Source organism: Terrabacter sp. 2TAF16 (assembly GCF_052115065.1).
Taxonomy (GTDB): domain Bacteria; phylum Actinomycetota; class Actinomycetes; order Actinomycetales; family Dermatophilaceae; genus Terrabacter.
In genome coordinates, this window is sequence record NZ_JBFRFZ010000001.1 from 308,315 (window position 1) to 332,467 (window position 24,153).

The following is a 24,153-nucleotide window of genomic DNA, read 5'->3' on the forward strand; positions in this document are numbered from 1 at the left end:
GCTGGACATGACTCGGACGTACCCACCCCGCCACACGCCCGGGCGCGTGGCGCGCCGGACCCGGCAGGACGGCATACTCGCAGTCATGAGTGAGCCCGTGCCCACCCCGATCGAGGACTACGCCGTGCTCGGCGACCTCGGCACCGCCGCCCTCGTGAGCCGCAAGGGCTCCGTCGACTGGCTGTGCCTCCCCCGCTTCGACTCGCGCGCCTGCTTCTCGGCGCTGCTCGGCACGCCGGACCACGGTCGCTGGCTCATCACGCCGGTCGACCCGGACGCGGTCACGACCCGCCGCTACGTCGGCAACTCGTTCGTCCTCGAGACGATCCACGAGACGCCCACCGGCCGGGTCCGCGTCACCGACGTCATGCCGCTCGGCGACGGTCGCTCCGACCTCCTGCGCCGCATCGAGGGCGTCGAGGGCACGGTACGGATGGTCCACGAGTGGACGGTGCGCTTCAACTACGGCCGCACCCGCCCGTGGGTGATGCGCCACACCGAGGACCGCGAGGACCACACCGACGAGATCATCACGGCCATCGCAGGCCCCGACATGCTCGTCCTGCGCGGCGCGCGGCTCCCCCACGCCCAGGACGGCCACCACGTCGACGAGTTCGACGTCGTCGCCGGGCAGACGTTCACCTTCTCGACGACGTGGTTCCGCAGCCACGAGGAGATTCCGCCGCCGCTGCGGGTCCGCGCCCGGATCGACGAGACGATCGCCCTGAGCGAGGAGTACGCCTCCCGCAGCGACTACGCCGGCCCCTACGAGGACGCGGTCACGCGCTCGCTGCTCGTGCTGCGCGGCCTGACCCACCAGTCGACCGGTGGGATCGTCGCCGCCGCCACGACGTCGCTGCCGGAGGAGTTCGGGGGCGAGCGCAACTGGGACTACCGCTTCTGCTGGCTGCGCGACGCCGCGCTGACGCTGGAGGCCCTCCTCGGCTGCGGCTACGTCGAGGAGACCGAGCTGTGGCGGGCGTGGCTGCTGCGCGCCGTCGCCGGTGACCCCGAGGACATGCAGATCATGTACCGCGTCGACGGCGGCCGTGACCTCCCCGAGCGGGTGCTCGAGCACCTGCCCGGGTATGCCGGGTCGCGCCCCGTGCGCGTCGGCAACGCGGCCGTCGAGCAGCGCCAGACCGACGTGCTCGGCGAGGTGATGATCTCGCTCGACCACGCGCGGTCGAAGGGACTCGAGGAGAACGACGACTCCTGGCACCTGCAGCGGGCGCTCGTCAACCACCTCGCCCAGCACTGGGAGGAGGCCGACAACGGCCTCTGGGAGATCCGGGGCCCGCTGCGGCACTTCACCCACTCGCGCGTCATGGTGTGGGCCGCCTTCGACCGGGCGATCCGCGCCGTCGAGCAGCACGGCGTCGAGGGGCCCGTCGAGCACTGGCGCGAGCTGCGCGACCAGGTGCGCGAGGAGGTCATGACGAAGGGCTTCGACACCGAGCGCAACACCTTCGTCCAGCACTACGACACCACCGAGGTTGACGCGTCCCTGCTCACGCTCTCGTCGATCGGCTTCGTCGACGGTGACGACCCGCGGATGCTCGGCACCATCGCCGCCGTCGAGTCCGACCTGCTGCGCGAGGGACTCGTCATGCGCTACCGCACCGACACGGGGGTCGACGGTCTCGCGGGCGACGAGCACCCCTTCCTGGCGTGCTCCTTCTGGCTCGTGACCGCCTACGCGAAGGCGGGTATGACGACGGAGGCCACCGAGCTGATGGACCGGCTCGTGGGCCTGACCAACGACGTCGGACTGCTCTCAGAGGAGTACGACCCGATCGCGAAGCGCATGGTGGGCAACTTCCCGCAGGCGTTCTCGCACCTGACGCTCGTCGGCGCCGCCCTCGCCCTCGCCAAGGCCTCGGGCGCGGCGTCCGACTCGGAGACGGAGAAGCAACCCGGGAGGGCCACGGCATGAGGCACGCCGACGTGACACCCGCGCTCGTCGCGGCCGAGACCGACAGGGTCGCCTCGACCGCGGCCTCCTTCCGCAACGACGCGGTGCTCGCGCCGTCGCTCTGCGCGGGCTGGTCGCGCGGTCACGTGCTCGCGCACCTCGCTCGCAACGCCGACGCCCTCGCGCGCGTGTGCGACGTCGCGCTGACCGGCACCGCCGACACGATGTACGACGACGTCGAGTCGCGTGACACCGACATCGAGCGCGGCGCCCGACGGTCGGCGCACGACCACGCGACCGACATCCGCGACACGGCGGCCCGCCTCGCCGAGCGGCTCGAGGCCCTCCGCCCCGAGCACGCCGAGGTCCGCGTCGAGCGCACCCCGGGCGGCTTCCCGATCCCGGTCGGGATGGTCCCGTTCATGCGGCTGCGCGAGGTCGTCTACCACCACGTCGACCTCGACGCCGGCTACACCTTCGCGAGCGCCCCGCCAGAGGTCGTGTCGCTCTTCCTCCGCGACGCCGCCAACCGCCTCGTGCACGACGACGCTCCCCCGTCGCTGCACGTCGTGACGGCCGAGGGCGACGAGCACGTCATCGGTGACGGTGCGACGCGGGTGACCGGGTCAGCCGCCGACGTGCTGCTGTGGCTCGCCCGCGGACACACCGACGGCGTGACCTTCGACGGCCCCGTCCCGACCCTGCCCTTCGGAGGCTGACGATGACGCACACGCCTCATGACGCCTACTCCGGTCACGTCACCGCGGGCGGGCCGGCCGGCGTCCGGGAGCTGCCCGACCTCACGATCCGCAAGCTCGAGGTCGGCGGCTTCGGCAACAACGCCTACCTGCTGACCTGTCGCGCCACCGGGGCACAGCTGCTCGTCGACGCGGCGGCGGAGCCCGAGCGACTGCTCGACCTCGTGTCCACCGGAGGCGGTGGCCTCGACACCGTCGTCACGACGCACCAGCACCACGACCACGTCGGTGCGCTCGCCGAGGTCGTCGCGGCGACGGGCGCCCGCACCGTCGCCGGCGCCGACGACGCTGACGCGCTGCCCGTGCCGGTCGACGAGCGCGTCGGCCAGTCCGACACCGTGTCCGTCGGCGACGTGACCCTCGACGTCGTCCACCTGCGGGGACACACGCCGGGGTCGATCGCGCTCGCCTACGCCGACCCCGCGCCGGGCGGGCACACCCACCTCTTCACCGGCGACAGCCTCTTCCCCGGCGGCATCGGCAACACGAAGAACCCCGGGCAGAGCTTCGACTCGCTCATCGAGGACGTCACGACCCGTGTCTTCGACGTCTACGACGACGACACGTGGTTCTACCCCGGCCACGGCGACGACTCCACCCTCGGCGCGGAGCGGCCGCACCTGGGCGAGTGGCGCGCCCGCGGCTGGTGACCGCCTGACCCGGCGGGACGGCACACGCCCTCGGTGACCACCCGCTGACGACGCGATGGCGTATGCCGTCCGGCCGGGCCGGTGGTCAGGGCGCGGGAGCGTGGGCGGCGTGGACCGGGAGGCGCACGCGCATGCGGGTGTCGCCCGGCCGGGACTCGATCTCGATCGCCCCGCCGTGGCGATCGACGACGATGCGGTGGGCGATGTCGAGGCCGAGGCCGGTCCCGCGGCCGACGTCCTTGGTGGTGTAGAACGCCTCGAACGCGCGCTGCTGCACCTCCGGGCTCATCCCCGCGCCGGTGTCCGCGACCTCGACGACGACGGACTCCGCGTCGAGGCGCGTCGTGACGGTGAGGGTGCCGGCGCCGTCCATGGCGTCCACGGCGTTGTCGACGAGGTTGGTCCAGACCTGGTTGAGCTCGCCCGGCATCCCGTCGACGAGCGGCACGTCAGCGCCCCAGTCGCGCACCACCGTGATGCCCGGACGGAGCCGAGGACCCATGACGAGCAGGGTGCTCTCGAGCCCCTCTCGGACGTCGACCCGCTGGTGCGAGGCGCGGTCCATCTGCGAGTAGGACTTGATGCCGGCGACGAGCTCGGACACGCGGCGGGTCGACTCGCGCACCTCGCCGAGGAGCGAGGAGACGTCGATGGTGCGAGCCACCCAGCCGAGACAGGCGCCGAGCCCGTGGGACGGTGCCGCGGCGGCGGCCCGCTCGACCCAGCCGACGTCGGCGCCGGCGGAGACGAGGGACGCGGCGAGCTCCCACGGCCGCTCGACCCCGGCCCGGTCGAGCCACTCCCCCAGGTCCTCCTCGCGGTCGGCCGTCTCGAGCGGGTCGGGCAACGTCGTCGGCGGCACGAGCTCGCGGCGCAGCGCGTCGAGCTCACCGAACTGGGTCGCGGTCAGACCGGCCGACGCCATCTGGCGCAGGGCGTCGAGCAGACCGTCGCAGGCGTGCTCCAGCTCGGCGGACGACCGGGCCGCGGCAGCCGCGGGGTTGTTGATCTCGTGGGCCAGCCCGGCCGCGAGCGTCCCGAGCGTGACGAGCCCGCTGCGCTGGCGGGCCGTCGCCTCGATCGACCGCGCCGTGCCGTAGAGGCCGGCGACGAGGTGCGCGGCGAAGGGGAACCACACGTTCGCGAGCTCGTGGAGGCGCTCGGCCGGGACCCGCAGCAGCCGCCCGGGCGCGACGCCACGGGCCGTCGCGAGGTAGACCCCGTGCTCGTCCCAGGCCCGGAACCCACCGGCCCAGCGACCCGGGACGTCCATGTGGCCGACGACGACGTCCTCTCGCCCGATGTGGCGCGAGAGGTCGAGCGTCCCGTCGACGACGACCCACCAGAAGTCGGCTCGGTCACCCTCCAGCCAGACCACCTCGCCGGGGACGATCGGCACCTCGGCGCCGCCGTCGAGCAGCTGCAGCAGCTGGTCGTCGTCCAGTCCGTCGAAGAGCGGCACCGTGCGGAGGTCGGAGAGCTCGAGCATCGCGGGTCCCGTCTGCCGGTCAGATCGTGGCGAGGTAGCGGTGGACGAAGTAGACCGACATCGAGCCCTCGCCGACGGCGGAGGCGACGCGCTTCATCGAGTCCGAGCGCACGTCGCCCGCCGCGAAGACCCCCGGCAGGCTCGTCTCCAGGGCGAACGGCGGGCGGGCCAGTGGCCAGCCGTGCGCCTGCTGCCCGGTGACGAGGTCGTGGCCGGTGACGACGAAGCCGTGCTCGTCACGTGCGACGTCGGCGCCGAGCCAGTCGGTGCGCGGCGACGCGCCGATGTAGATGAAGAGCCAGGCGGCCTCGACCTCCGTCGTGGCGCCGGTGTGCCGGTCCGAGAGGGTCAGCCGCTCCAGGTGGCCGTCGCCGTCCGCGCCGACGACCTCGGTGCGACACAGGACGCGGATGCGCTCGTCGGCGCGGATCCGCGTGACGAGGTACTGCGACATGCTCGCCTCGAGCGACTCGCCGCGGACGACGAGGGTGACGCGCCTGGCGTGGCGGGCGAGGTTGAGCACCGCCTGGCCGGCCGAGTTGGCGGCGCCGACGACGTAGACCTCGTCCCCCGCACACGCCGCCGCCTGGCCGGCGTTGGACCCGTAGTGCACGCCACGTCCCGAGAGGGCGTCGACGCCACGGGCCTCGAGGCGTCGGTAGGACACGCCGGTCGCGAGGACGACGCTACGCGCCTCGATGTCGTCGGCTCCGTCGAGGCGGACGGCACGGACCGGTCCGCGCTGCTCGAGCGCCATGACGTCCCGGGCGAGCACCATCTCGGCGCCGAAGCGGCGGGCCTGCGCGATCGCCCGCTGCGCGAGGTCGGCACCGGAGAGGCCACGCGGGAAGCCGAGGTAGTTCTCGATCGCCGCGCTCTGCCCGGCCTGCCCGCCGGGGGCGTCGTGCTCGACGACCACGGTGCTCAGGCCCTCGGACGCGGCGTAGACCGCGGCGGCGAGCCCTGCCGGTCCGCCGCCGACGATGCAGAGGTCGTAGAGGGCGCGCTCGGCCCGCGTGCGCAGCCCCAGGGCCGTCGCGACGGCGACCGGTGTCGGGGCGCGGAGGGTGTCGCCGTCGGGGACGAGGACGAGGGGGAGGTCCTCCGGCCCGGCGCCCGCGAGGTCGCGCAGGCGAGCCCCCTCCTCGTCGCGCTCCACGTCGAGCCAGACGTACGGCACGTGGTTGTTGGCGAGGAACGTCTTGACGAGGTGGCTCGCCTCGGACCACCGGTGGCCCACGACGCGGACGTCGAACGCGCGCTCCGGGTGGGCGTTGTGCCAGTCGGAGAGCAGGTCGTCGACGACGGGGTAGAGCCGGTCCTCCGGGGGGTCCCACGGCTTGAGGAGGTAGTGGTCGAGCCCGATGTCGTTGATGGCCGAGATCGCGACGTCCGTGTCGGCGTACGCCGTGAGCAGCAAAAGCTTGGCGTCCGGGACGTCGACCCGCACCCGGGCCAGCAGCTCGATGCCCGTCATGCCGGGCATCCGCTGGTCGGACGCGACGAGCGCGAGGGGCTGGCCGCGCAGGACGAGACGGGCCACGAGGTCGAGCGCCTCGGCCCCCGAGGAGGCGCGCAGGATGCGGTGCTCGGCGCCGTAGCGGGCCCGCAGGTCCCTGGCGATCGCGGCCGAGACCGGCGCGTCGTCGTCCACGGTGATGATCGCGGGTCTCGCCACGCGCTCAGCGTACGAGCGGGATCCGGCGTGCGGGGGCGAGTTGGGGCGGTTCACCCCGTCGAGGTGAGCGGGACGAGACGGGCGGACCGGGGCAGGGTGTCACGAACCGGGCACAGGCGAACCGGGACCGGCGGCCGCGTCGGGCGACGCCCGGTGTCGCGGCCACGGGGCGTCCGGCTACTGGGCGTCCTCGAGGTCCGACGTCGCGTCGGGGTCGAACTCCGCGATGAGCGACTCGAGCTCGGACCGGAGGAAGTCGAGGTCCGGCGGGACGTTGGTCAGCAGGATGTGGCGGCGCGGGTTGCCCGCGACGGAGAGGCCGACGCCGAGGCGCGAGCGGCCGTGGCGTTCGCGCCAGGCGCGCTCCAGGCGGGGGCCACCGATCCAGTCGACGGGGGCGTGGAGCCAGCCCTGGACGTCGACGAGGTCGCCGTCGGGGCCGTGACGGCGGTTCTTCGGGGGATCGAATCCCTCGAGGGTGATTCGCTCTTCCATACTCCTGACGGTACGGCTCCGGGAGCCCGCGGACCAGTACCTCACCGAGGTCCACACCGATTCGTGAGGGAAGAGACAGGGAGGTATCAGGCAGCGGACCGCCGGCCACTGACCGGCAACCGTGCGAAGGAGTCACCCATGTCCGTCACCACCCCTGTCGTCAGCCAGGAGTCCGAGCGCTACGTCGCGCTCGCCGCCACCCACGCCAGCCTGCTGCTCAGCGTCGACGCGCTCCCGCGCTCGATCTCGGGCGCGGAGGTCGAGTCGGCAGCGACCCCGGTGCACGACCTGTCGGGAGACGTCCTCTTCTGGCGGGCCCGTCTCGGGGGCAGGAAGGCTCGTGGCTACCTCGACGTCGCGGCGAGCCCCGCGATGGGCGCCGTCCTCGTCGCCGCCTCGCCCGATGCCGTCTGGGAGCCCGAGCGCCTCGTCGAACAGGCCCTCGAGGTGCTCGCCAAGCAGAACGACGGCACGCAGGTGGAGGTCGACGAGGTGCGCTTCGTGGACTACAGCCACCCGAAGCTCGCCCTCCAGCTCCTCCGCGAGGGGAGCGAGGTCGCGATGCTCGAGCTGCACACGTGGGAGGTCGTGCCGCCGGCGAGCAAGCGCGAGCGCGGCGCGCCGCCGGCCGACTTCGAGCGCTGGTCCTTCCTCGGCAGCCTCACCGCGAAGGCTCGCGAGTCCCGGGCCGCGCGCTACGACACCGCGGTCGGCGAGCTGTCGCGGCTCGTCGAGCGCCTCGACCGGGACCGCTTCACGGTCTCCGTCGTCGACACCGTCGACATCCTGCTGCGCACGCGGCGCCGGGACCTTCACTACGGCACGCGCAACAGCGACCACCAGGTCTGCTACGAGCTGCGGGGCCAGCAGACGAACGTGTGGTGCGTCGCGGCGAGCGTGCAGATGGTGCTCGACTTCTACCGCTATGAGTACGACCAGGTGCGGGTCGCCGCCGAGCTCGGTCTCGGCACGCCGTCGAGCCCGACGGGTCTGCCCTACGCGAACGATGCACTCGTCGTCACGGTCCTCGAGCGGCTCAGCGGCAACGCGCTCGACGCGACGATGTTCACGACGAACCCGTTCTCGCGTTTCGTCAACGAGATCAACGCCAACCGGCCGCTCGTCAGCTTCGTGCCGGGCCACTCGCGCACCGTCGTCGGCTACTCCGAGACGGGGTGGCTGATGCTGACGGCCACGGACCGCGGGCTCACCGTCTTCGACCCGTGGCCGCCGAGCTCCGGCGTCGTGACGCGGTGGGAGAACTTCGACGTGACGACCTACCGCCGCACCTTCACCGCGCAGGTCACACTGGTCTGATGGAGCGCGACGCCGACCGGCCGGGCGAGACACCCGACGACGGGTCGGGTCTCGCCGATCGCGCCCGGGGGGCGACCCAGCAGCTCGTCGCGGACGCGACCCGGGTCGGTCCACTCGTGCACCGCCGGGGCGTCGTCGGCCGCCCGGTGCCGGTCCGGGCACCGGCTCCGCCAGGCGCGTCGGCCGACCCCGTGGCCGAGGTCGGCCGGTGGTTCGTGCCCGTCACCACCGGCGAGCGCCTCGTCGGTTTCGCGCTCGTCGACGTCGCGACGACTCCGCCACGCACGGACGGCGCCTACGTCCGCGAGCCAGCTGCACGCGTACGCCGGTGGTCGACGTTCCAGCGTCACGAGGGCGACCTCGAGTCGTGCCCGCCGGCGCTCCTCTGGACCGACCCGACGACCATCACCGCCACGGCGATGGCCGCCACCGGTGCCGGCGAGGGCGCCCGCACGGCCGAGCCGGTCCTCACGTGGGAGCGGACACCGGAGCACCTCGTGTGGGAGGTGACCGTCGACGGTCGGCCCGTGCACGTCGCAGGGTCCAGCGCCTGGCCGGCCTGAGCAAGGCCCGGAGCCGGGTGCGAGGATGACGGCGTGAGCTCGTCCGTCGCCGTCCACGCCGTCACCGCCACCCACCTCGTCCGCGTCCCCGTGACGACGGTCTGGTCCAGCCCGGGGAGCCCGCGCCCCGTCGACGCGCCCGTCGTCGCCGACGAGCCCGATGCCGCGGCGTGGCTCGCCGCGCTCGACGCACGTTCCGCCGACGACGAGTCCGGCGACGGAAGGCTCGGCCTGCACGGCCGGGTCGAGTCGCAGCTGCTGGCCGGAGAGCCCGTCGTCGTGACCGAGACCAACGAGTCGGGCACGTGGTCCCACGTCGTTGCACCGTGGCAGCTCTCCCCCAAGGACGACCGCGGCTACCCGGGGTGGGTGCCCTCGGCGCACCTGACGCCGGCGGCCGAGACCCTCGTGGAGGGGCCGACGCCCGTCATCGACGCGTCCGCCGGGGCGGACGGTGACGACAACCACCCGTCCGTCGCCGAGGCCCGCCGCCACCTCGGGCTGCCCTACCTGTGGTCCGGCGTGTCCCCCCTCGGCTTCGACTGCTCTGGACTCGTGCTGCACACGTGGCGCCTCCTCGGCGTCGTCGTGGCCCGCGACGCGTACGCCCAGGCGGAGCTCGCGACGTCGGTCGCGGTCGACGCCGTGCAGGCGGGCGACCTCTACTTCTTCGCCCGGCCGGGCAGGCGGATCCACCACGTTGGCATCGTCGTGCGACCCGGGCGGATGGTCCACGCCTCGGAGACCGGAGGTGTGCTCGTCGAGGAGGACCTGCCCGCCGAGCGCCTCGCCACCCTCGTCGCCGCCGGGCGCCTGCCGATGCCGTGAGCGTCGACCACCGCAGCGCTCCCCTGCTCGTCCTCGGCGGTGTCGTCTCCGTCCAGTTCGGTGGCGCCTTCGCCGCCACGCTCGTCCCCCGCATCGGGGCGCCCGGCTCGGTGCTGCTGCGCCTCTTCTTCGCGATGGTCATCCTGTATGCCGTCGCGCGGCCTTCGTGGCGCGGTCGCAGCCGGTCCGACTGGGGCACCGTCGTGCTCTTCGGGCTGGCGCTCGCGGCGATGAACACCTCGTTCTACGCCTCCCTGGCCCACCTGCCCATCGGTGTGGCCGTGACGATCGAGTTCCTCGGCCCGCTGGGCCTCGCGGCCGCGCTGAGCCGTCGGCCGCGGGACGTCCTGGCGGTCGCCGCGGCAGCCCTCGGCGTCGTGCTCGTCTCCGGCGTGCTGCACACGTCGTGGGACCGGCTCGACCTCGTGGGCGTCGGTTTCGCGGCGCTCGCGGGCGTCTTCTGGGCGGCCTACATCGTCCTCAGCCAGCGCACCGGGAAGGCCTTCGGGGGGCTCGACGGGCTCGCCCTCGCCCTCATCGTGTCGACGGTCGCGGTCGCGCCGCTCGGGCTGACGTCCGTCGACCGCTGGACGCCGCAGGACGTCGCGCTCGGTCTCGGCATCGCCGTCCTGTCCTCCGTGCTGCCCTACTCCCTCGAGCTCGTCGCCCTGCGCCATCTCGCGCAACGGGTGTTCGGCATCCTGCTCAGCCTCGAGCCCGTCGTCGCGGCCCTCGCGGGTTTCGTCGTCCTCGACCAGGTGCTCGACCGAGGGCAGGTGGCCGGTATGGCGCTCGTCGTCCTCGCCAGCGTCATCGTCCTCGGCGCCCAGTCGCGTCCCGAGTCACCGGACGCCGCGATGGGCCCGGGCTGATGGGCCACGGCATCTTCCGCTTGACCTCAAGTCCACGTGAGGTCCTACCGTCGCCGGATGACCTCGAGCACGATGCGCCCTGACACCGACGCGGCCGTCCCCGACGCAGGCGGCGGCATCCTGGCCCCCGCGCTGCGGGCCACGACCATCGGCGTCATCGCCCTCGTCTCCCTGCACGCCTTCGAGGCACTCGCCCTGACGACCGTCATGCCGACGATCGCCCGCGATCTCGACGGCGCGGCCCTGTATGCCATGGCCTTCACGGCCACGCTCGCGTCGGGGATCGTCAGCATCGTGTGGTCCGGCAACCTCGCCGACCGTCGCGGACCCCGGCCGCCCCTGCTCATCGGGCTGGTGCTCTTCGCCGCCGGTCTCGTCGTCGCGGGTCTGGCTCCGTCGATGGGACTGCTCGTGGCGGCCCGTGTCGTGCAGGGCCTCGGGGCAGGCATGACGAGCACCGCGCTCTACGTCCTCGTGACCCGGGTCTACCCGCAGCGGCTGCACACGGCGATCCTCGCCGGCTTCTCGGCCGCCTGGGTCGTGCCGTCGATCGCCGGGCCCTTCGTGGCCGGTCTCATCACCCAGACGATCGGCTGGCGCTGGGTCTTCGGGCTGGCCCTCGTCGTCCTCGTCGTGGCGGCCGTGCTGCTCGGCCGCATCATCACGGGACTGCGGCAGGACGTCGTGGACGTGCCGTGGCGGTGGCGGTCGATCGCCGCGTCGGTCGTGCTCGCCGTCGCCGTGCTCGGTCTCAACGCGGTCGCCGACCGGCTCGACCCGTGGGGCATCACCCTTGCCGTGATCGCCCTCGTCGTCGTGGGCCTCACCCTGCTGCCGCTCACGCCGCGGGGGACGTTGCGGGCCGCACGGGGGCTGCCGACCGACGTCGCGCTGCGTGCCCTCGCCTTCGCCGCGTTCAGCGGCGCCGAGGTCTACCTGCCGCGCCTGCTGACCGAACGCGACGGCCTCAGCCCCAGCCTCGCCGGCGTCGCCCTCACCGTCACGGGTGTCACGTGGTTCGCCGGGTCGTGGGTCCAGGGCCGTTGGGACCGCCGTTTCGAGATCGGTCGCACCGCAGCCGTCTCCCTCGCCGCGATCGCCCTCGCCCTCCTCGCACTCGCCGGTGCCGTGGCACTCGACGCGCCGACGTGGGCCGTCATCGCGCTCTTCCCCGTCGTCGGCCTCGGGATCGGGACCCTCTACCCGCGCGTGACGGCCCAGGCTCTCTCGCGCGCCGGGTCCACCGAGCAGGGCTTCGTCAGCTCGGCCCTGCAGATCGGCGACTCGTCGGGGGCCGCGACGGCGATCGCCCTCTCGGCCATCGTCTTCGTCGGGGCCGGCTCGGCCGTCCCCGGGGCGTATGCCGCCGTCTTCGCCGTCATGGCCGTCCCAGCCCTGCTCGGATGGGGCGTCGCGCACCGCGTCCGCTGACGACTCCGGGCTGTCGGAGCTGTCGGAGCTGTCGGAGCTGTCGGAGCTGTCGGAGCTGTCGGAGCTGCCGGAGCTGCCGGAGCTGTCGGAGCTGTCAGAGCTGTCGGAGCTGTCAGAGCTGTCAGAGCTGTCAGAGCTGCCGGAGCTGTCGGAGCGGTCGGACGGTGGACGTCCTTCAGCCGCGGCCGATCCCGGATCCGGTGAGTCCCCCTGTCACACGTGCGGACGGCGACAGGGGGACGCGCCGCAGGTCAGAGGATGTAGCCGCTGGAGGCACTCCAGATGGCGTGGGTGCGGCAGTTGGAGTCGGCGTACTCCTTGGACGTCGACTCGAAGACGGAGTAGAGACGGTTGACCGAAGAGCCCGCCGACTGCGGCGCCCAGACGATCCCTTCCATCATCGGCAGCGTGTTGTGGCTCGTGCGCGCACCCGTGGACCGCACCTGCGTCGTGACCTTGCTCAGGTTGTCCCGGCCCCACGAGCGGCTGAAGACGAATCGGCTGCTCGTGACCTGCACGCCCTGGACGATGGTCGGGGTGGAGTAGGACGCGTTGGGGGTCAGCGTCACGACGCCCGCGGCGGACGTCGGGTAGCGACGCATGACGTTGGTGTAGAAGTCGCCGACGAAGAGGGAGCCACCGTCGTAGTCGACGTACGACGCCCGCGCCAGGCTGTTCACGGTGTAGCGCGCGGCGTAGCTGACGGCCTTGCGCGCGCCGGCGGGCACGGCACGGATGCGGTCGATCGGGATGCGGTAGATCCGCGCACCGCCGACGCTGTCGGCGACGTAGAGGTTGCCGCGCCCGATCGTGAGACCGCCTGCATGCCCCGTCTTGGGGACACCGCTCAGCTCGATGGTCTTGACCCACGCGGACGTCGAGCGCTTGTAGACGACGACGCGCGGCACCTCGGCGGCGTCACGGTGGTACATCGAGACGTACAGGTAGTCGCCGGCGGAGTCGTACGTCATCCCCTGCGGCACCCAGTTGGTGTCCTTGTAGGCGCCGAGCGTGTGGCCCGACCAGTTGTCGAATGCGTTGAGCTGCGGATCGGCGCAGCTGCTGACCTTGGCGAAGCCGACCGGGTCCGCAGCCGTGGCCGGCGATGCGGCGACGACGCCGAGCGTCGATGCGAGCGTCAGCGCGAGCCCAGCGGCGGCGGTGCGCAGTCGTGTCCTCATGAGGTTCCCCTGTCGTCGTCGGAGGACCTCTTCCCCCGATGCTCGGACCCTACCCGCGGCCCACGCCCACGGGCGGGAACGTCAGGAGGCAATCCCGGGAGCGGTGGTCACGGACGGTGGTCCACCTGCTGGACCTCCTCCGGCGGCAGGCTGCGTCCGGCCCGCTCGGCTGCCGACGAACGCAGGAGCCGCGTCGATCTCGACACCGTCGGGCTCGGCGCGACGATCGCGACAGCGCGCTTCGGTACCGTCGCATCATGCCCATCAAGCTCGAGAACGTCGGCATCGCCGTGGACGACCTGGAGGCGGCGATCGCCTTCTTCACCGACCTCGGACTGACGGTGCTCGGTCGGGACACGGTCAGCGGCGAGTGGACCGACACCGCCGTGGGACTCGACGGCAACCACGCCAGGATCGCCATGCTCCAGACACCGGACGGGCATGGTCGGCTCGAGCTCTTCGAGTACATCCACCCCAGCGCCATCGCGACGACGCCCACCCTGCCCAACGAGATCGGGATGCACCGGGTCGCCTTCTCGGTCGACGACATCGACGAGGCTCTCGCGATCGCTGCACGGCACGGGTGCCACCCACTGCGCGGCGTGGCGACCTACGAGGACGTCTACACGCTGACCTACGTCCGCGGACCCAGCGGCATCATCGTCATGCTGGCCCAAGAGCTCAAGGGCACGTGATGCCAGCGTCCTTCCCGTCGACGCAGGCGGCTGCCGCTGCACGACGGAGGAGGCGTCCGGCGCCCCCGACGTGACGCGCCCGCCGACCGGGTGGTCGACGGCGCGTCGTGCCGGCAGACGTCAGCGCTGGTCGTGCGTGGCGCGGGGAGTGGTCATGCCTTCCTCGGCCGGGAGCCCGGCGGAGGCGTCCCGGGCCACGTCGGGAGCCTCGGTGTCGCCCTCCGCGACGCCGTCCACTGCGGCAGTGCCGTTCGCGGCCTCGAGCTTCGCGTCCCGGCTGGACTTCCAGAGGCTCGCGACGGTGGTGACGCCGAGGATGAGGACGATCGCACCGAGCGAGACGATGATCGGGATGTCGGGGACGCTCTCGATCGGCTGGCCGCCGTTGATGAACGGCAGGTTGTTCTCGTGCATCGCGTGCATGACGAGCTTGACGCCGATGAAGGCGAGCAGGACCGCGAGGCCGATGCTGAGGTAGACGAGCTTCTTGAGCAGGCCGCCGATGAGGAAGTAGAGCTGACGCAGTCCCATCAGGGCGAAGATGTTGGCCGTCAGGACGAGGTACGGCTCGTTGGTCAGCCCGTAGATCGCCGGGATCGAGTCGAGTGCGAAGAGCAGGTCGGTCGTGCCCAGGGCCAGGATGACGATGAGCATCGGGGTGATGAGGCGCTTGCCGTTCTCGATCACCGTCAGGCTCGTGCCGTGCCACTCCTTGGTCGCCGGAAAGCGCTTCTCGACCCAGAGCAGGAAGCGGTTCTCGTGGTACTCGTCGTCGTCGCTCTCCCCGCCGGTCGCGAGCTTGATCGCCGTGTAGACGAGGAAGGCGCCGAAGATGTAGAAGACCCACGCGTACGCGTTGATGACGACTGCGCCGAGCCCGATGAAGATGCCGCGCAGGATGATCGCGATGACGATACCGACCATGAGCGCCGACTGCTGGAGCTTCTTCGGCACCTTGAAGCTGCCCATGATGAGCAGGAAGACGAAGAGGTTGTCGACGGACAACGAGTACTCGGTGAGCCAACCGGCGTAGAACTCCCCGGCGTACTGCCCGCCCCACTCGAACCAGATGAAGAGTCCGAAGAGCACGGCGAGGGCGACGAAGAAGGCCAGGTGCCTCCCGGCCTCGGCCATCGACGGGACGTGGGGTCGCCGCGCGATGACGAAGACGTCGACGGCGAGGAACACGGTCATCAGACCGATGGTGAGGAACCAACCCCACACGGGAACGTTCATGGGCACAACCTTCCGGTCACCAGAGCAGTAACCGGAGGTCTCTCCCGCCCGGCGTGGTGCCGGACCGACGGGACCGGGAGCGGCGGTGAGACCCACTCCGTGATGACGAGCCCGTCGTGTCGGGGATACTCCCCTCCGTGAACGCCTGAGTCTTTCACTCCGAGCGGCGCGCCTCAAATCGGTCCGCCCCGTGAGCACGACGGGTGGCGGGTCGCATGGCGCTCAGCCGACCGTCCCGGGGCGCTTGCCGCGCGGCAGGCCCGAGACGACGATCTCGTAGGAGGTCTCGATCGCCTCGAGGAGCTCGTCGGGGTCGATCGCCCCCGTCGTGCGCAGGGTGTTCCATCCGTGCCGGCCGATGTAGGCCATGACCGAGGCGTCGTCGGGGTAGCGGAGCAGCCACTCGTCGGCCTCGGTGCGGCTGCGAGCGCTCTTGACCCCGATCGAGTCGTCGCCGAGGAAGACGAAGATCTTGTCGCCGACCTTGGCGACGGTGTCGCCGTCCCACGGCGAGTCCTCCCACGCCCCGGGCAGCGCGAGGGCGGCGGCGCGGAGCCGTGCCGCCACGCTCCTGCCGGAACCCTGGGCCATCACGGGGCCGTCACCGAGCCATCACCGAGCCATCACCGCCATCACCGCGCCGTCATCGGACATCACCGCGTCGCGGCACTCATCTGCCGCAGCTCCTTCTTGAGGTCGCCGATCTCGTCGCGCAGGCGCGCGGCGAGCTCGAAGTGCAGCTCGGTCGCCGCCTGGTGCATCTGGGTCGTGAGCTCCTGGATGAGCCCGGCGAGGTCGGCCGCCGCCATGTCGGCGGGGCGGTTGGTCGTGCCACCGGCGGACACCCCGACGTCGGCGGCCATGGCGCCACGACCGGCGCCGCTCTTGCCGCGGGACTGCATGCGCCCGGAGCCGAGCAGCTCCTGCGTGTCGGCGTCCTCACGCTCGAGCAGGTCGGTGATGTCGGCGATCTTCTTGCGCAGCGGCGTCGGATCGATGCCGTGCTCGGTGTTGTAGGCGATCTGCTTCTCGCGGCGCCGGTTGGTCTCGTCGAGGGCCTGCTCCATCGACGGCGTGACCTTGTCGGCGTACATGTGCACCTGGCCGGACACGTTTCGGGCAGCGCGTCCGATCGTCTGGATGAGGGACCGGGCCGAGCGGAGGAAGCCCTCCTTGTCGGCGTCGAGGATCGAGACGAGCGAGACCTCGGGCAGGTCGAGGCCCTCGCGGAGCAGGTTGATGCCGACGAGGACGTCGAAGACGCCGCTGCGCAGCTCGCGGAGCAGCTCGACCCGCCGCAGCGTGTCGATGTCGCTGTGCAGGTAGCGGACCCGGATGCCCTTGTCGAGGAGGTAGTCGGTGAGGTCCTCGGCCATCTTCTTCGTCAGGGTCGTGACGAGGACGCGCTCGTTGCGCTTGGTGCGCTCCTGGATCTCGTGCATGAGGTCGTCGATCTGGCCCTTGGTCGGCTTGAGCACGACCTCGGGGTCGATGAGACCGGTGGGTCGGATGATCTGCTCGACCGGCGGTCCGGACTTGGCCAGCTCGTACTCCCCCGGTGTCGCCGAGAGGTAGACCGTCTGCCCGATGCGCTCGAGGAACTCCTCCCACTTCAGCGGCCGGTTGTCCATGGCGCTCGGGAGACGGAAGCCGTGCTCGACGAGCATCCGCTTGCGGGACATGTCGCCTTCGTACATCGCGCCGATCTGCGGCACCGTCTGGTGCGACTCGTCGAGGACGAGGAGGAAGTCCTCCGGGAAGTAGTCGATGAGGCAGTTCGGGGCCGAGCCGGACGTGCGGCCGTCGATGTGGCGGCTGTAGTTCTCGATGCCGTTGCAGAAGCCGACCTGCCGCATCATCTCGAGGTCGTAGGTCGTGCGCATGCGCAGGCGCTGGGCCTCGAGGAGCTTGCCCTGCTTCTCGAAGAGGGCCAGCTGGTCCTCGAGCTCGAGCTCGATGCCGCGGATCGCCCGCTCCATCCGCTCGGGGCCGGCGACGTAGTGCGACGCCGGGAAGACGTACATCTCCTGCTCCTCGTTGACGACCTCGCCGGTCACGGGGTGCAGGGTGTAGATGCGCTCGATCTCGTCGCCGAAGAACTCGATGCGGATCGCGAGCTCCTCGTAGACGGGGATGATCTCGACGGTGTCGCCCCTGACGCGGAAGGTGCCGCGGGTGAAGGCGAGGTCGTTGCGGGTGTACTGCATCTCGACGAAGCGGCGGAGCAGGTCGTCGCGCACGACCTCCTGGCCGACCTTGAGCCGGGCCATCCGGTCGACGTACTCCTGGGGAGTGCCGAGGCCGTAGATGCACGACACCGAGGCGACGACGATGACGTCACGCCGGGTCAGCAGCGAGTTGGTCGCCGAGTGCCGCAGCCGCTCGACCTCGTCGTTGACCGAGCTGTCCTTCTCGATGTAGGTGTCCGTCTGCGGGATGTACGCCTCGGGCTGGTAGTAGTCGTAGTAGCTGACGAAGTACTCGACGGCGTTGTTGGGCAGCAGCTCGCGGAACTCGTTGGCCAGCTGCGCGGCGAGCGTCTTGTTGGGGGCCATGACGAGGGTCGGTCGCTGGACCTGCTCGATGAGCCAGGCCGTCGTCGCCGACTTGCCGGTGCCGGTGGCGCCGAGCAGCACGGTGTCGGTGTCGCCCGCCCGGACGCGCTTCGCGAGCTCGGCGATCGCCGTGGGCTGGTCACCGCTCGGGGTGTACTCGGAGATCACCTCGAAGGGTGCCACCGTGCGCTGGAGGTCGGTCGTGGGACGCATGGCTCAACCGTACGTCGCACGACCGACAGCGCCCACTCGCCTACTCCTCCCAGACGTAGGCGGGGCGGAGCTCGACGGTGTCGCCCGGCCCCGCGAAGTTCACGGCGAGCTCCTCCGCGCGCTCCCGGGACGCCACGTCGAGCAGGAAGAAGCCCGCGAGGTGCTCCTTGCTCTCGGCGTACGGCCCGTCCGTCGAGACGGTCCCGCTCTCCGACCAGCGGTAGATCCGTGCCGAGGCGGGGGCGCCCAGCGCCTCGCCGCCCTTGAGCTCACCGCTCTTGGACAGCTCCTCGAGCATCGCGTCGAAGGCCGCACCTCCGGCGTCGCGCTCCTCCTGCGGGCGGGCGAGCGCCTCGGGCATGAAGGCACCCGTCGGGTGGCCCCAGGGCTGCGGGTTGGAGTGGATGAGGATGACGTACTTCATGGGGTGTCCCTTCGGTTCGCGGGCGGCCAGTCTGCCGCCTCGGGTGGGACGTCGGAGCGGACACGCCGGTCTCGACATCACGGGACGCGGTGGGTCCACCCCGGGGTCGCGAACTTCTCGTCGACGAGCCGCTGGGCCTCGGCGAGCTCGGCGTCGGTGTAGTCGGAGACCGTCGTCCGGTAGCGCCGGGCGAACGACGCCGCGAACGACTCGAGGATCGCGTCCCGCGTCATCCCGGTCTGCGAGCGCATCGGGTCGACGCGCTTGTTGGCCGACTTCGTGCCCTTGTCGCTCATCTTCTCGCGGCCGATCCGCAGCACTTCGAGCATCTTGTCCGCGTCGATGTCGTAGGCCATCGTCACGTGGTGCAGGACGGCCCCCGACGCGAAGCGCTTCTGCGCGGCCCCGCCGATCTTGCCGCGATCGCTCGCGATGTCGTTGAGCGGCACGAAGTGGGCCGTCACGCCGACGTCGGCAAGCGCCTCGATGACCCACTCGTCGAGGAAGGAGTAGGACCGCTCGAAGCTCAGTCCCTCGACGAGGGAGGTGGGCACGACGAGCGAGTACGTGATGGTGTTGCCGGGCTCCATGAACATGGCGCCACCCCCGGACACGCGACGCACGACGTCGATGCCGTGGCGTTCGGCCCCGTCGGGGTCGACCTCGTTGCGGACCGACTGGAACGAGCCGATGACGACGAGTGGGCTGTCCCAGTCCCAGAAGCGCAGCGTCGGCGGCCTCTCCCCGGCCGCGACCTCGCGGGCGATGACCTCGTCGAGCGCGACGTGCAGCGCCGGGTCGAGCACGCGCGCCGGGATGACGTCGAAGGCGTGGTCGTCCCACCCCGTCGCCTTGCCGAGGGCACGGCGGATCGCGATGCCGATCGACTCGGCCGTGAAGCCGATGAGCGACACATCGTCGGCGAGGGCGCCCGTGACGGCGCCGGCCAGCTGCTCGACACCGGCGTCCACGGGCATGCCCGTCAGCGCTGCGTTGATGTCGCCGAGCGCCTCGTCGGGCTCGAGGAAGAAGTCGCCGGACACGCTCACCCGCGCGAGTCTGCCGTCCACCTCCTCGAGGTCGACCGCCACGAGCTTGCCACCGGGGACCTTGTACTCACCACGCATGTCACGCTCAACACCGCACACCCCCTGCGTATGCCGGCTGCTCCCTACCGCGGCTGCCAGCCGGTGCGCTCGGCCCAGTCCGTCGCGCGCTGCCACGCGCCCTCGAACCACACCTCCTTGGCCACGACGTAGTCCGAGGTGGCCTCGTGCAGGCCGACCAGCCGGTGCTTCTCCGCGGCATACGCGTCCCGCTCTCCGGGCTCGTGGCGCAGCCAGTCGCGGAAGAGGAGCGCGAATCGCCAGCCCACGGAGCCGTGCTCGCGGACGTGGACGTGGACGTGGCTGCCCGGGTCGCAGCCGCCGAGGAAACGCTTGGTCCATCCGGCCGGGTCGGACCCGACCGGGTGGGGCGTGTCGTTGTGGATGCCGTGGGAGAAGACGTAGCCGGCGTCCCGGAGCGCCCGCAGCACATCGTCCCGGTCGGCGTCGGCGAGGTGGCGGACCCCGACCTGGACGTCGATGACGTCCTTGGCGAGGAGTCCCGGCACGGACGTGGAGCCGATGTGTGACACCTCGGTGGCGACGCCCGTGGGCGCGAGCGCCGCAGCGAGACGGGCGACGACCCGCTCGGCGCGTGGCTCCCAGTCCGCGCGAGGGTCGACGACGCACTCGCGCGAGAGGTCCGGCCGGCGTGACCGGGTGCCGGTCACGAGGTTGCCCTCGTAGGGCACGAGCCTCTCGTGCCAGAGGGCGTCCACGGCGCGGGCGAGGTCGTCGGGCGTGCCGGAGTTGTCGAGCACGACGTCGGCCACCGCACGGCGCTGGGCGTCGGTCGCCTGGGCGGCGATGCGGTGCCGGGCGTCGTCCTCGTCGAGCCTGCGCTGGTCGACGAGCCGGCGCACCCGCGTCTCGACGTCGGTCTCGACGACGACGGTGAGGTGCTCGTGCACCCAGAGCCCGCGCTCGACGAGGAGGGGCATGTCGTAGAGGGAGACGGTGTCGTCAGGAGCGGCGGCCCGACGTTCTGCGACGCGGGCCGCGATCGCGGGTCCGGTGATGGCGTCGAGCGCGTCGAGGGCCTCGCGGTCGGGGAAGACGATCGCGGCCAGGGCAGCCCGGTCGAGGCTCCCGTCGTCTCGGACGACCGCGTCCCCGAAGCGCGCCCGGATCCGTTGCAGGGTGGGCTCCCCCGGCTCGACGACCTCGCGGGCGACCGCATCCGCGTCGACGACGTGGGCGCCCAGCTCGGCCAGCCGTCGCGACACCGTGGACTTGCCCGACCCGATCCCTCCGGTGACTCCGACGCGCAGCACGGGCGACCTCAGGCGAAGCGGGCGGGGAAGCCGCCCTGGGCGACCGGACCCCATCGGGTGGGCGTGACACGAAGGAGGGACTTGCCCTGGTCGCGCATCGCCCGGCGGTACTCGTCCCAGTCGGGGTGCTCGCCCGAGATGGCGCGGAAGTAGTCGACGAGGGGCTCGACGGAGTCCGGCAGGTCGATGACCTCGCAGTCGCCGTCGACCTGCACCCACTCGCCGCCGAAGTCGTCGGACAGGACGAGGACGCTGACCTGCGGTCGGCGCCGGGCGTTCGTCGTCTTGGCGCGCTCGGGGTAGGTCGAGATGACGATACGTCCCTGCTCGTCGACGCCGCCCGTGACCGGCGAGGCCTGCGGCCGCCCGTCGGCGCGCTGCGTCATGAGCACCATCGAGTGGCGCGGACGGACGAAGTCGAGCATCGCGTCGCGGTCGACCTCGGTGTTGGTCGCGATCTGGCGGGGCATCGTCAGTCCTCCTGCTCGGCGCTGCTGGCGCGGTCGAAGATCGCGACGACCGCCTCGGCCAGCCAGGCGGCATACATCGCGTGGGTCCACCCGCAGCGTCGCACGAAACGGTCGTAGATCTCCGGCGAGGTCACGGTCCAGACGATGTCGATGAACCGCTCGCGGTCGAGCTGTGGCGGCAGCCCGTGAGCCGCCTCGAGGGCGTTGAGGGCGTTCGTGTTGCCGGCCCGACGCTCGCGGTCGATCGTCGCGACGAACTCCTGCAAGCCCGTGTCGCCGCCGGCGCCCTGGGCGAGGAGCACGCCGAGAAGCGGTCCGACCCGCTCGTAGATCGTCGCGCACAACGCGGCGTAGGCCCGGACGAAGGCCTCACGGTAGGGGGCCGTCGACATGGCGCGGAACTCAGGCCGGTCCTGCATCGCGACGGGCGCGTCGTCACCGACGAGGAGCACGTCGTAGACCGCTTTGACGACGGCCGCCTTGCCGCCGATGGCGTTGTAGACGGTCTGCGCGCTGACCCCGGCGTTCGCGGCGAGCGCGCTCACGGACATGGCGTGGTAGCCGTCGCGCAGGAGCATCTCGCCCGCGGCCTCGATGATGCGGCGCCGGGTGGCCAGGGCTGCTTCCGCACGCGAGCTGTTGTCGTACGCCCGGTCTGTTGACATCGGAGCCCTTCGAACGCATCATGAGTTCGCTGGAACGGCGTTCTAGCGAATGGGTGGGGTCCAGGGGTCCCCACCCAGCTGCTGCACCGGACGGTGACAGCGTCGACATCGGCGCCTGTCGACCGCACGAGTGTGCCACGGGCGCCACGGCTCCCGCCCCGGAGGGGCACCGGAGGGGGAGCGGAGGGGGAGCGAGGGGCCGGACCACGGGGTCCGGCCCCTCGCTACGGCACGCAGGCGGGCCGCAACGGCCCACCGGGTCAGGCAGGCGTCGGCGCCAGCACGGAGACGGCGCGGTCGGGGTAGTCCGACACGAGGCCGTCGACTCCCGCCTCGACGAGCTCGACCATCCGCGCCGGCTCGTTGACCGTCCACGGCAGCACGGCGAGTCCGGCGGCGTGCGCGCGCTGGACGAAGTCCGCGTCGACGAGCACGTGCTCGGGCGAGATGACGCCCGCCCCGACGGCGGCGGCACCGGCACACACGTCGTCGTGCGACTCCCCCACCCTCACTCTGCCCGTCCACGGGCTGCCCGGGACCCACGTCACCGAGGCCTCGACGAGAGCCGAGCGGATGACGTCGGGCGCGAGCTCTGCCGAGAGCTCGAGCACGGCCCAGTCGAACGAGTGCATGAAGCACTGCCGTTCGAGGCCGGCCTCGTGGACGCTTGCCAGGACCCCCTCGAGGAGTCGACGCCGTCCGGCGGACTCCCCCGGGTCGAGCGGGTTGACCTTGAGCTCGATGGTCCACCACACGTCCGGCGCGCGCTCGACCCCGTGGGCGAGCACCTCGTCCAACGTCGAGATGCGGGCGCCCGGCGACGGTCGCTGCTCCGGGAAGCCGGCGAGCGTCTGGCTGCCGACGTCCACCGTGCGCAGCTGCTCGAGGGTCAGGTCGGCGACCCGGGCGCCGACGAGGTCCGGACCGGTCGGTCGGCACTTGAGCGGCAGCAGCACCGGGTCGTGCCAGACGACGACGTCCCCGTCGGCAGTGAGCCGGACGTCGAGCTCGACGCCGGTCACCCCGGCGTCGTAGGCGGCGGCGAAGCTGGCCAGCGTGTTCTCGACGACGAGCCCCTTGGCACCGCGATGCCCCTCGACGTCGAAGCGGCCCGAGGCCCAGGGACCGGGGCGAGACGCCATGCTCAGGCCTCGATCCGCTCGCCGGAGGCAGCATCGAAGAGGTGGACCTCGCCACGGTTGGGCTCGACGTGCACGGTGTCACCGACCGTCAGGTGGGTGCGCTTGTCGAGGCGGACGGTGACGCGGTCGGCGCCCTCGTCGGCGCCGACCGGGCGGCCGTAGACGAACGACTCCGAGCCCAGCGACTCGACGAGCTCGACGGTGAGCCCGAGGGCGGACGGGTCGGCGCCGTCCCGGCTTCCTCCGACGGGCGTCTGCACGACGTGCCACGACTCCGGGCGCAGCCCGACGACGACCTTCTCCCCCGCGCGGCCGGCGACCGCACGGTCCAGGGGCACCGGGACGCCGTGGACCCGCGCCACGCCCTCGCGCACCTCGGACTCGACGAGCGTGATGGCCGGCGAGCCGATGAAGGCCGCGACGAAGGTGTTGACCGGGTGGTCGTAGAGCCGCTCCGGCGTGTCGACCTGCTGGAGCTTCCCGTCGCGCAGCACCGCGACCCGGTGGCCCATCGTCATCGCCTCGACCTGGTCGTGGGTGACGTAGACCGTCGTGATGCCGAGCCGTCGCTGCAGACCCGCGATCTGCGAGCGGGTGGAGACGCGCAGCTTGGCGTCGAGGTTGGACAGCGGCTCGTCCATGCAGAAGACCTTGGGGTTGCGCACGATCGCGCGTCCCATGGCGACGCGCTGGCGCTGACCGCCCGACATCTGGCCGGGCTTGCGGTCGAGGAGCGGCTCGAGCTCGAGGATCTTGGCGGCCTCGGCGACCCGCTGCTTCGTCTCGGCCTTGCTCACCTTCGCGTTGTCGAGGGCGAAGGCCATGTTCTGCGCGGCCGACATGTTCGGGTAGAGCGCGTAGCTCTGGAAGACCATGGCGATGTCCCGGTCACGCGGGCGCACCCCCTTCTGGTCGTGGCCGTCGACGAGGATGCGCCCGCCGTCGACCGGCTCGAGACCCGCGAGCATCCGCAGGGTCGTCGACTTGCCGCAGCCCGAGGGGCCGACGAGGACGAGGAACTCACCGTCGGCGATGTCGAGCGTGATGCCGTCGACCGCCGGGGCGGCGTCGTCCTTGGAGAACCGACGAGTCGCCTCGTCGAAGTACACGGTTGCCATCGGTGGCCTCTCGGGTCGTTCTGGTTCGGGGTCCGGGACCGGGGACGTGGGAGGGCGCGAGCGTGCTCGCCGCCTCCC

At 71.8% G+C, this 24,153-nt stretch carries 23 protein-coding genes; 9 read left to right on the forward strand and 14 right to left on the reverse strand.

The window, feature by feature from the left end:
• The first annotated feature begins 85 nt into the window (after positions 1 to 85).
• Genes AB4Z14_RS01460 through AB4Z14_RS01470 form a run of 3 tightly spaced genes read left to right on the forward strand, consistent with a single transcriptional unit; the run spans position 86 to position 3,323 of the window.
• A complete protein-coding gene (locus tag AB4Z14_RS01460) occupies positions 86 to 1,936 on the forward strand; it encodes a glycoside hydrolase family 15 protein (RefSeq protein WP_442273597.1) in 1,851 nt (616 codons plus the stop codon).
• On the forward strand, positions 1,933 to 2,634 hold the full coding sequence (locus AB4Z14_RS01465) for a maleylpyruvate isomerase family mycothiol-dependent enzyme (protein WP_442273598.1): 702 nt from the start codon (positions 1,933 to 1,935) through the stop codon (positions 2,632 to 2,634). Before AB4Z14_RS01460 ends, AB4Z14_RS01465 begins: the two co-directional genes overlap by 4 nt.
• Positions 2,635 to 2,636: 2 nt before the next feature.
• A complete protein-coding gene (locus tag AB4Z14_RS01470; protein WP_442273599.1) occupies positions 2,637 to 3,323 on the forward strand; it encodes an MBL fold metallo-hydrolase in 687 nt (228 codons plus the stop codon).
• A gap of 85 nt (positions 3,324 to 3,408) precedes the next feature.
• On the opposite strand, the gene AB4Z14_RS01475 is transcribed toward AB4Z14_RS01470, so the two are convergent.
• The 3 genes from AB4Z14_RS01475 to AB4Z14_RS01485 all read right to left on the reverse strand — a co-directional run bounded on the left by AB4Z14_RS01475 (position 3,409) and on the right by AB4Z14_RS01485 (position 6,985).
• Positions 3,409 to 4,812 carry an ATP-binding protein gene (locus AB4Z14_RS01475; RefSeq protein WP_442273600.1) on the reverse strand — a complete coding sequence of 468 codons (1,404 nt, stop codon included), beginning with the start codon at positions 4,810 to 4,812 and terminating at the stop codon, positions 3,409 to 3,411.
• 19 nt (positions 4,813 to 4,831) lie between these two features.
• Positions 4,832 to 6,490: an FAD-dependent oxidoreductase gene (locus AB4Z14_RS01480; RefSeq protein ID WP_442273601.1), complete on the reverse strand. Its 1,659-nt coding sequence runs from the start codon at positions 6,488 to 6,490 to the stop codon at positions 4,832 to 4,834.
• Between the two features lie 177 nt (positions 6,491 to 6,667).
• Entirely contained in the window at positions 6,668 to 6,985 is a 318-nt protein-coding gene (locus AB4Z14_RS01485) for a hypothetical protein (protein ID WP_442273602.1), read from the reverse strand.
• A gap of 138 nt (positions 6,986 to 7,123) precedes the next feature.
• On the opposite strand from AB4Z14_RS01485, the gene AB4Z14_RS01490 reads away from it, so the two are divergent.
• Genes AB4Z14_RS01490 through AB4Z14_RS01510 form a run of 5 tightly spaced genes read left to right on the forward strand, consistent with a single transcriptional unit; the run spans position 7,124 to position 11,996 of the window.
• Entirely contained in the window at positions 7,124 to 8,302 is a 1,179-nt protein-coding gene (locus tag AB4Z14_RS01490) for a C39 family peptidase (RefSeq protein ID WP_442273603.1), read from the forward strand.
• On the forward strand, positions 8,302 to 8,865 hold the full coding sequence (locus AB4Z14_RS01495; RefSeq protein ID WP_442273604.1) for a hypothetical protein: 564 nt from the start codon (positions 8,302 to 8,304) through the stop codon (positions 8,863 to 8,865). The genes AB4Z14_RS01490 and AB4Z14_RS01495 overlap by 1 nt, the downstream gene beginning before the upstream one ends.
• Before the next feature lie 33 nt (positions 8,866 to 8,898).
• A complete protein-coding gene (locus tag AB4Z14_RS01500; protein ID WP_442273605.1) occupies positions 8,899 to 9,693 on the forward strand; it encodes a C40 family peptidase in 795 nt (264 codons plus the stop codon).
• Positions 9,690 to 10,565, forward strand: a complete 876-nt coding sequence (locus tag AB4Z14_RS01505; RefSeq protein ID WP_442273606.1) for an EamA family transporter — start codon at positions 9,690 to 9,692, stop codon at positions 10,563 to 10,565. Before AB4Z14_RS01500 ends, AB4Z14_RS01505 begins: the two co-directional genes overlap by 4 nt.
• A gap of 57 nt (positions 10,566 to 10,622) precedes the next feature.
• Positions 10,623 to 11,996, forward strand: a complete 1,374-nt coding sequence (locus AB4Z14_RS01510) for an MFS transporter (protein ID WP_442273607.1) — start codon at positions 10,623 to 10,625, stop codon at positions 11,994 to 11,996.
• 251 nt (positions 11,997 to 12,247) lie between these two features.
• Here AB4Z14_RS01510 and AB4Z14_RS01515 read toward each other — a convergent pair whose 3' ends face one another.
• Positions 12,248 to 13,177: a hypothetical protein gene (locus tag AB4Z14_RS01515; RefSeq protein WP_442273608.1), complete on the reverse strand. Its 930-nt coding sequence runs from the start codon at positions 13,175 to 13,177 to the stop codon at positions 12,248 to 12,250.
• A gap of 257 nt (positions 13,178 to 13,434) precedes the next feature.
• Here AB4Z14_RS01515 and AB4Z14_RS01520 point away from each other — a divergent pair, with 257 nt between their 5' ends.
• On the forward strand, positions 13,435 to 13,872 hold the full coding sequence (locus AB4Z14_RS01520) for a VOC family protein (protein ID WP_442273609.1): 438 nt from the start codon (positions 13,435 to 13,437) through the stop codon (positions 13,870 to 13,872).
• A gap of 120 nt (positions 13,873 to 13,992) precedes the next feature.
• On the opposite strand, the gene AB4Z14_RS01525 is transcribed toward AB4Z14_RS01520, so the two are convergent.
• The 10 genes from AB4Z14_RS01525 to AB4Z14_RS01570 all read right to left on the reverse strand — a co-directional run bounded on the left by AB4Z14_RS01525 (position 13,993) and on the right by AB4Z14_RS01570 (position 24,075).
• Positions 13,993 to 15,108 carry a TerC family protein gene (locus tag AB4Z14_RS01525; RefSeq protein ID WP_442273610.1) on the reverse strand — a complete coding sequence of 372 codons (1,116 nt, stop codon included), beginning with the start codon at positions 15,106 to 15,108 and terminating at the stop codon, positions 13,993 to 13,995.
• Between the two features lie 222 nt (positions 15,109 to 15,330).
• The gene (locus AB4Z14_RS01530) at positions 15,331 to 15,675 is read right to left on the reverse strand and encodes an MmcQ/YjbR family DNA-binding protein (protein WP_442273611.1); all 345 of its coding nucleotides are present in this window, start codon (positions 15,673 to 15,675) and stop codon (positions 15,331 to 15,333) included.
• 86 nt (positions 15,676 to 15,761) lie between these two features.
• Positions 15,762 to 17,876, reverse strand: coding sequence for an excinuclease ABC subunit UvrB (uvrB, locus tag AB4Z14_RS01535; protein ID WP_442273612.1), 2,115 nt, complete (start codon positions 17,874 to 17,876; stop codon positions 15,762 to 15,764).
• Positions 17,877 to 17,916: 40 nt separating this feature from the next.
• Positions 17,917 to 18,300, reverse strand: coding sequence for a YciI family protein (locus AB4Z14_RS01540; RefSeq protein ID WP_056776671.1), 384 nt, complete (start codon positions 18,298 to 18,300; stop codon positions 17,917 to 17,919).
• Between the two features lie 77 nt (positions 18,301 to 18,377).
• Complete coding sequence (locus tag AB4Z14_RS01545) at positions 18,378 to 19,427, reverse strand: lipoate--protein ligase family protein (protein WP_442273613.1); 1,050 nt, start codon at positions 19,425 to 19,427, stop codon at positions 18,378 to 18,380.
• A gap of 44 nt (positions 19,428 to 19,471) precedes the next feature.
• Complete coding sequence (coaE, locus tag AB4Z14_RS01550; protein ID WP_442273614.1) at positions 19,472 to 20,680, reverse strand: dephospho-CoA kinase; 1,209 nt, start codon at positions 20,678 to 20,680, stop codon at positions 19,472 to 19,474.
• A gap of 8 nt (positions 20,681 to 20,688) precedes the next feature.
• Positions 20,689 to 21,150, reverse strand: coding sequence for a PPOX class F420-dependent oxidoreductase (locus AB4Z14_RS01555; RefSeq protein WP_442273615.1), 462 nt, complete (start codon positions 21,148 to 21,150; stop codon positions 20,689 to 20,691).
• A 2-nt stretch (positions 21,151 to 21,152) separates the two neighbouring features.
• Positions 21,153 to 21,815: a TetR/AcrR family transcriptional regulator gene (locus AB4Z14_RS01560; RefSeq protein ID WP_442273616.1), complete on the reverse strand. Its 663-nt coding sequence runs from the start codon at positions 21,813 to 21,815 to the stop codon at positions 21,153 to 21,155.
• 260 nt (positions 21,816 to 22,075) lie between these two features.
• Positions 22,076 to 22,957 carry a glycerophosphodiester phosphodiesterase family protein gene (locus AB4Z14_RS01565; RefSeq protein WP_442273617.1) on the reverse strand — a complete coding sequence of 294 codons (882 nt, stop codon included), beginning with the start codon at positions 22,955 to 22,957 and terminating at the stop codon, positions 22,076 to 22,078.
• 2 nt (positions 22,958 to 22,959) lie between these two features.
• The gene (locus tag AB4Z14_RS01570; protein ID WP_442273618.1) at positions 22,960 to 24,075 is read right to left on the reverse strand and encodes an ABC transporter ATP-binding protein; all 1,116 of its coding nucleotides are present in this window, start codon (positions 24,073 to 24,075) and stop codon (positions 22,960 to 22,962) included.
• Between the last annotated feature and the right edge of the window lie 78 nt (positions 24,076 to 24,153).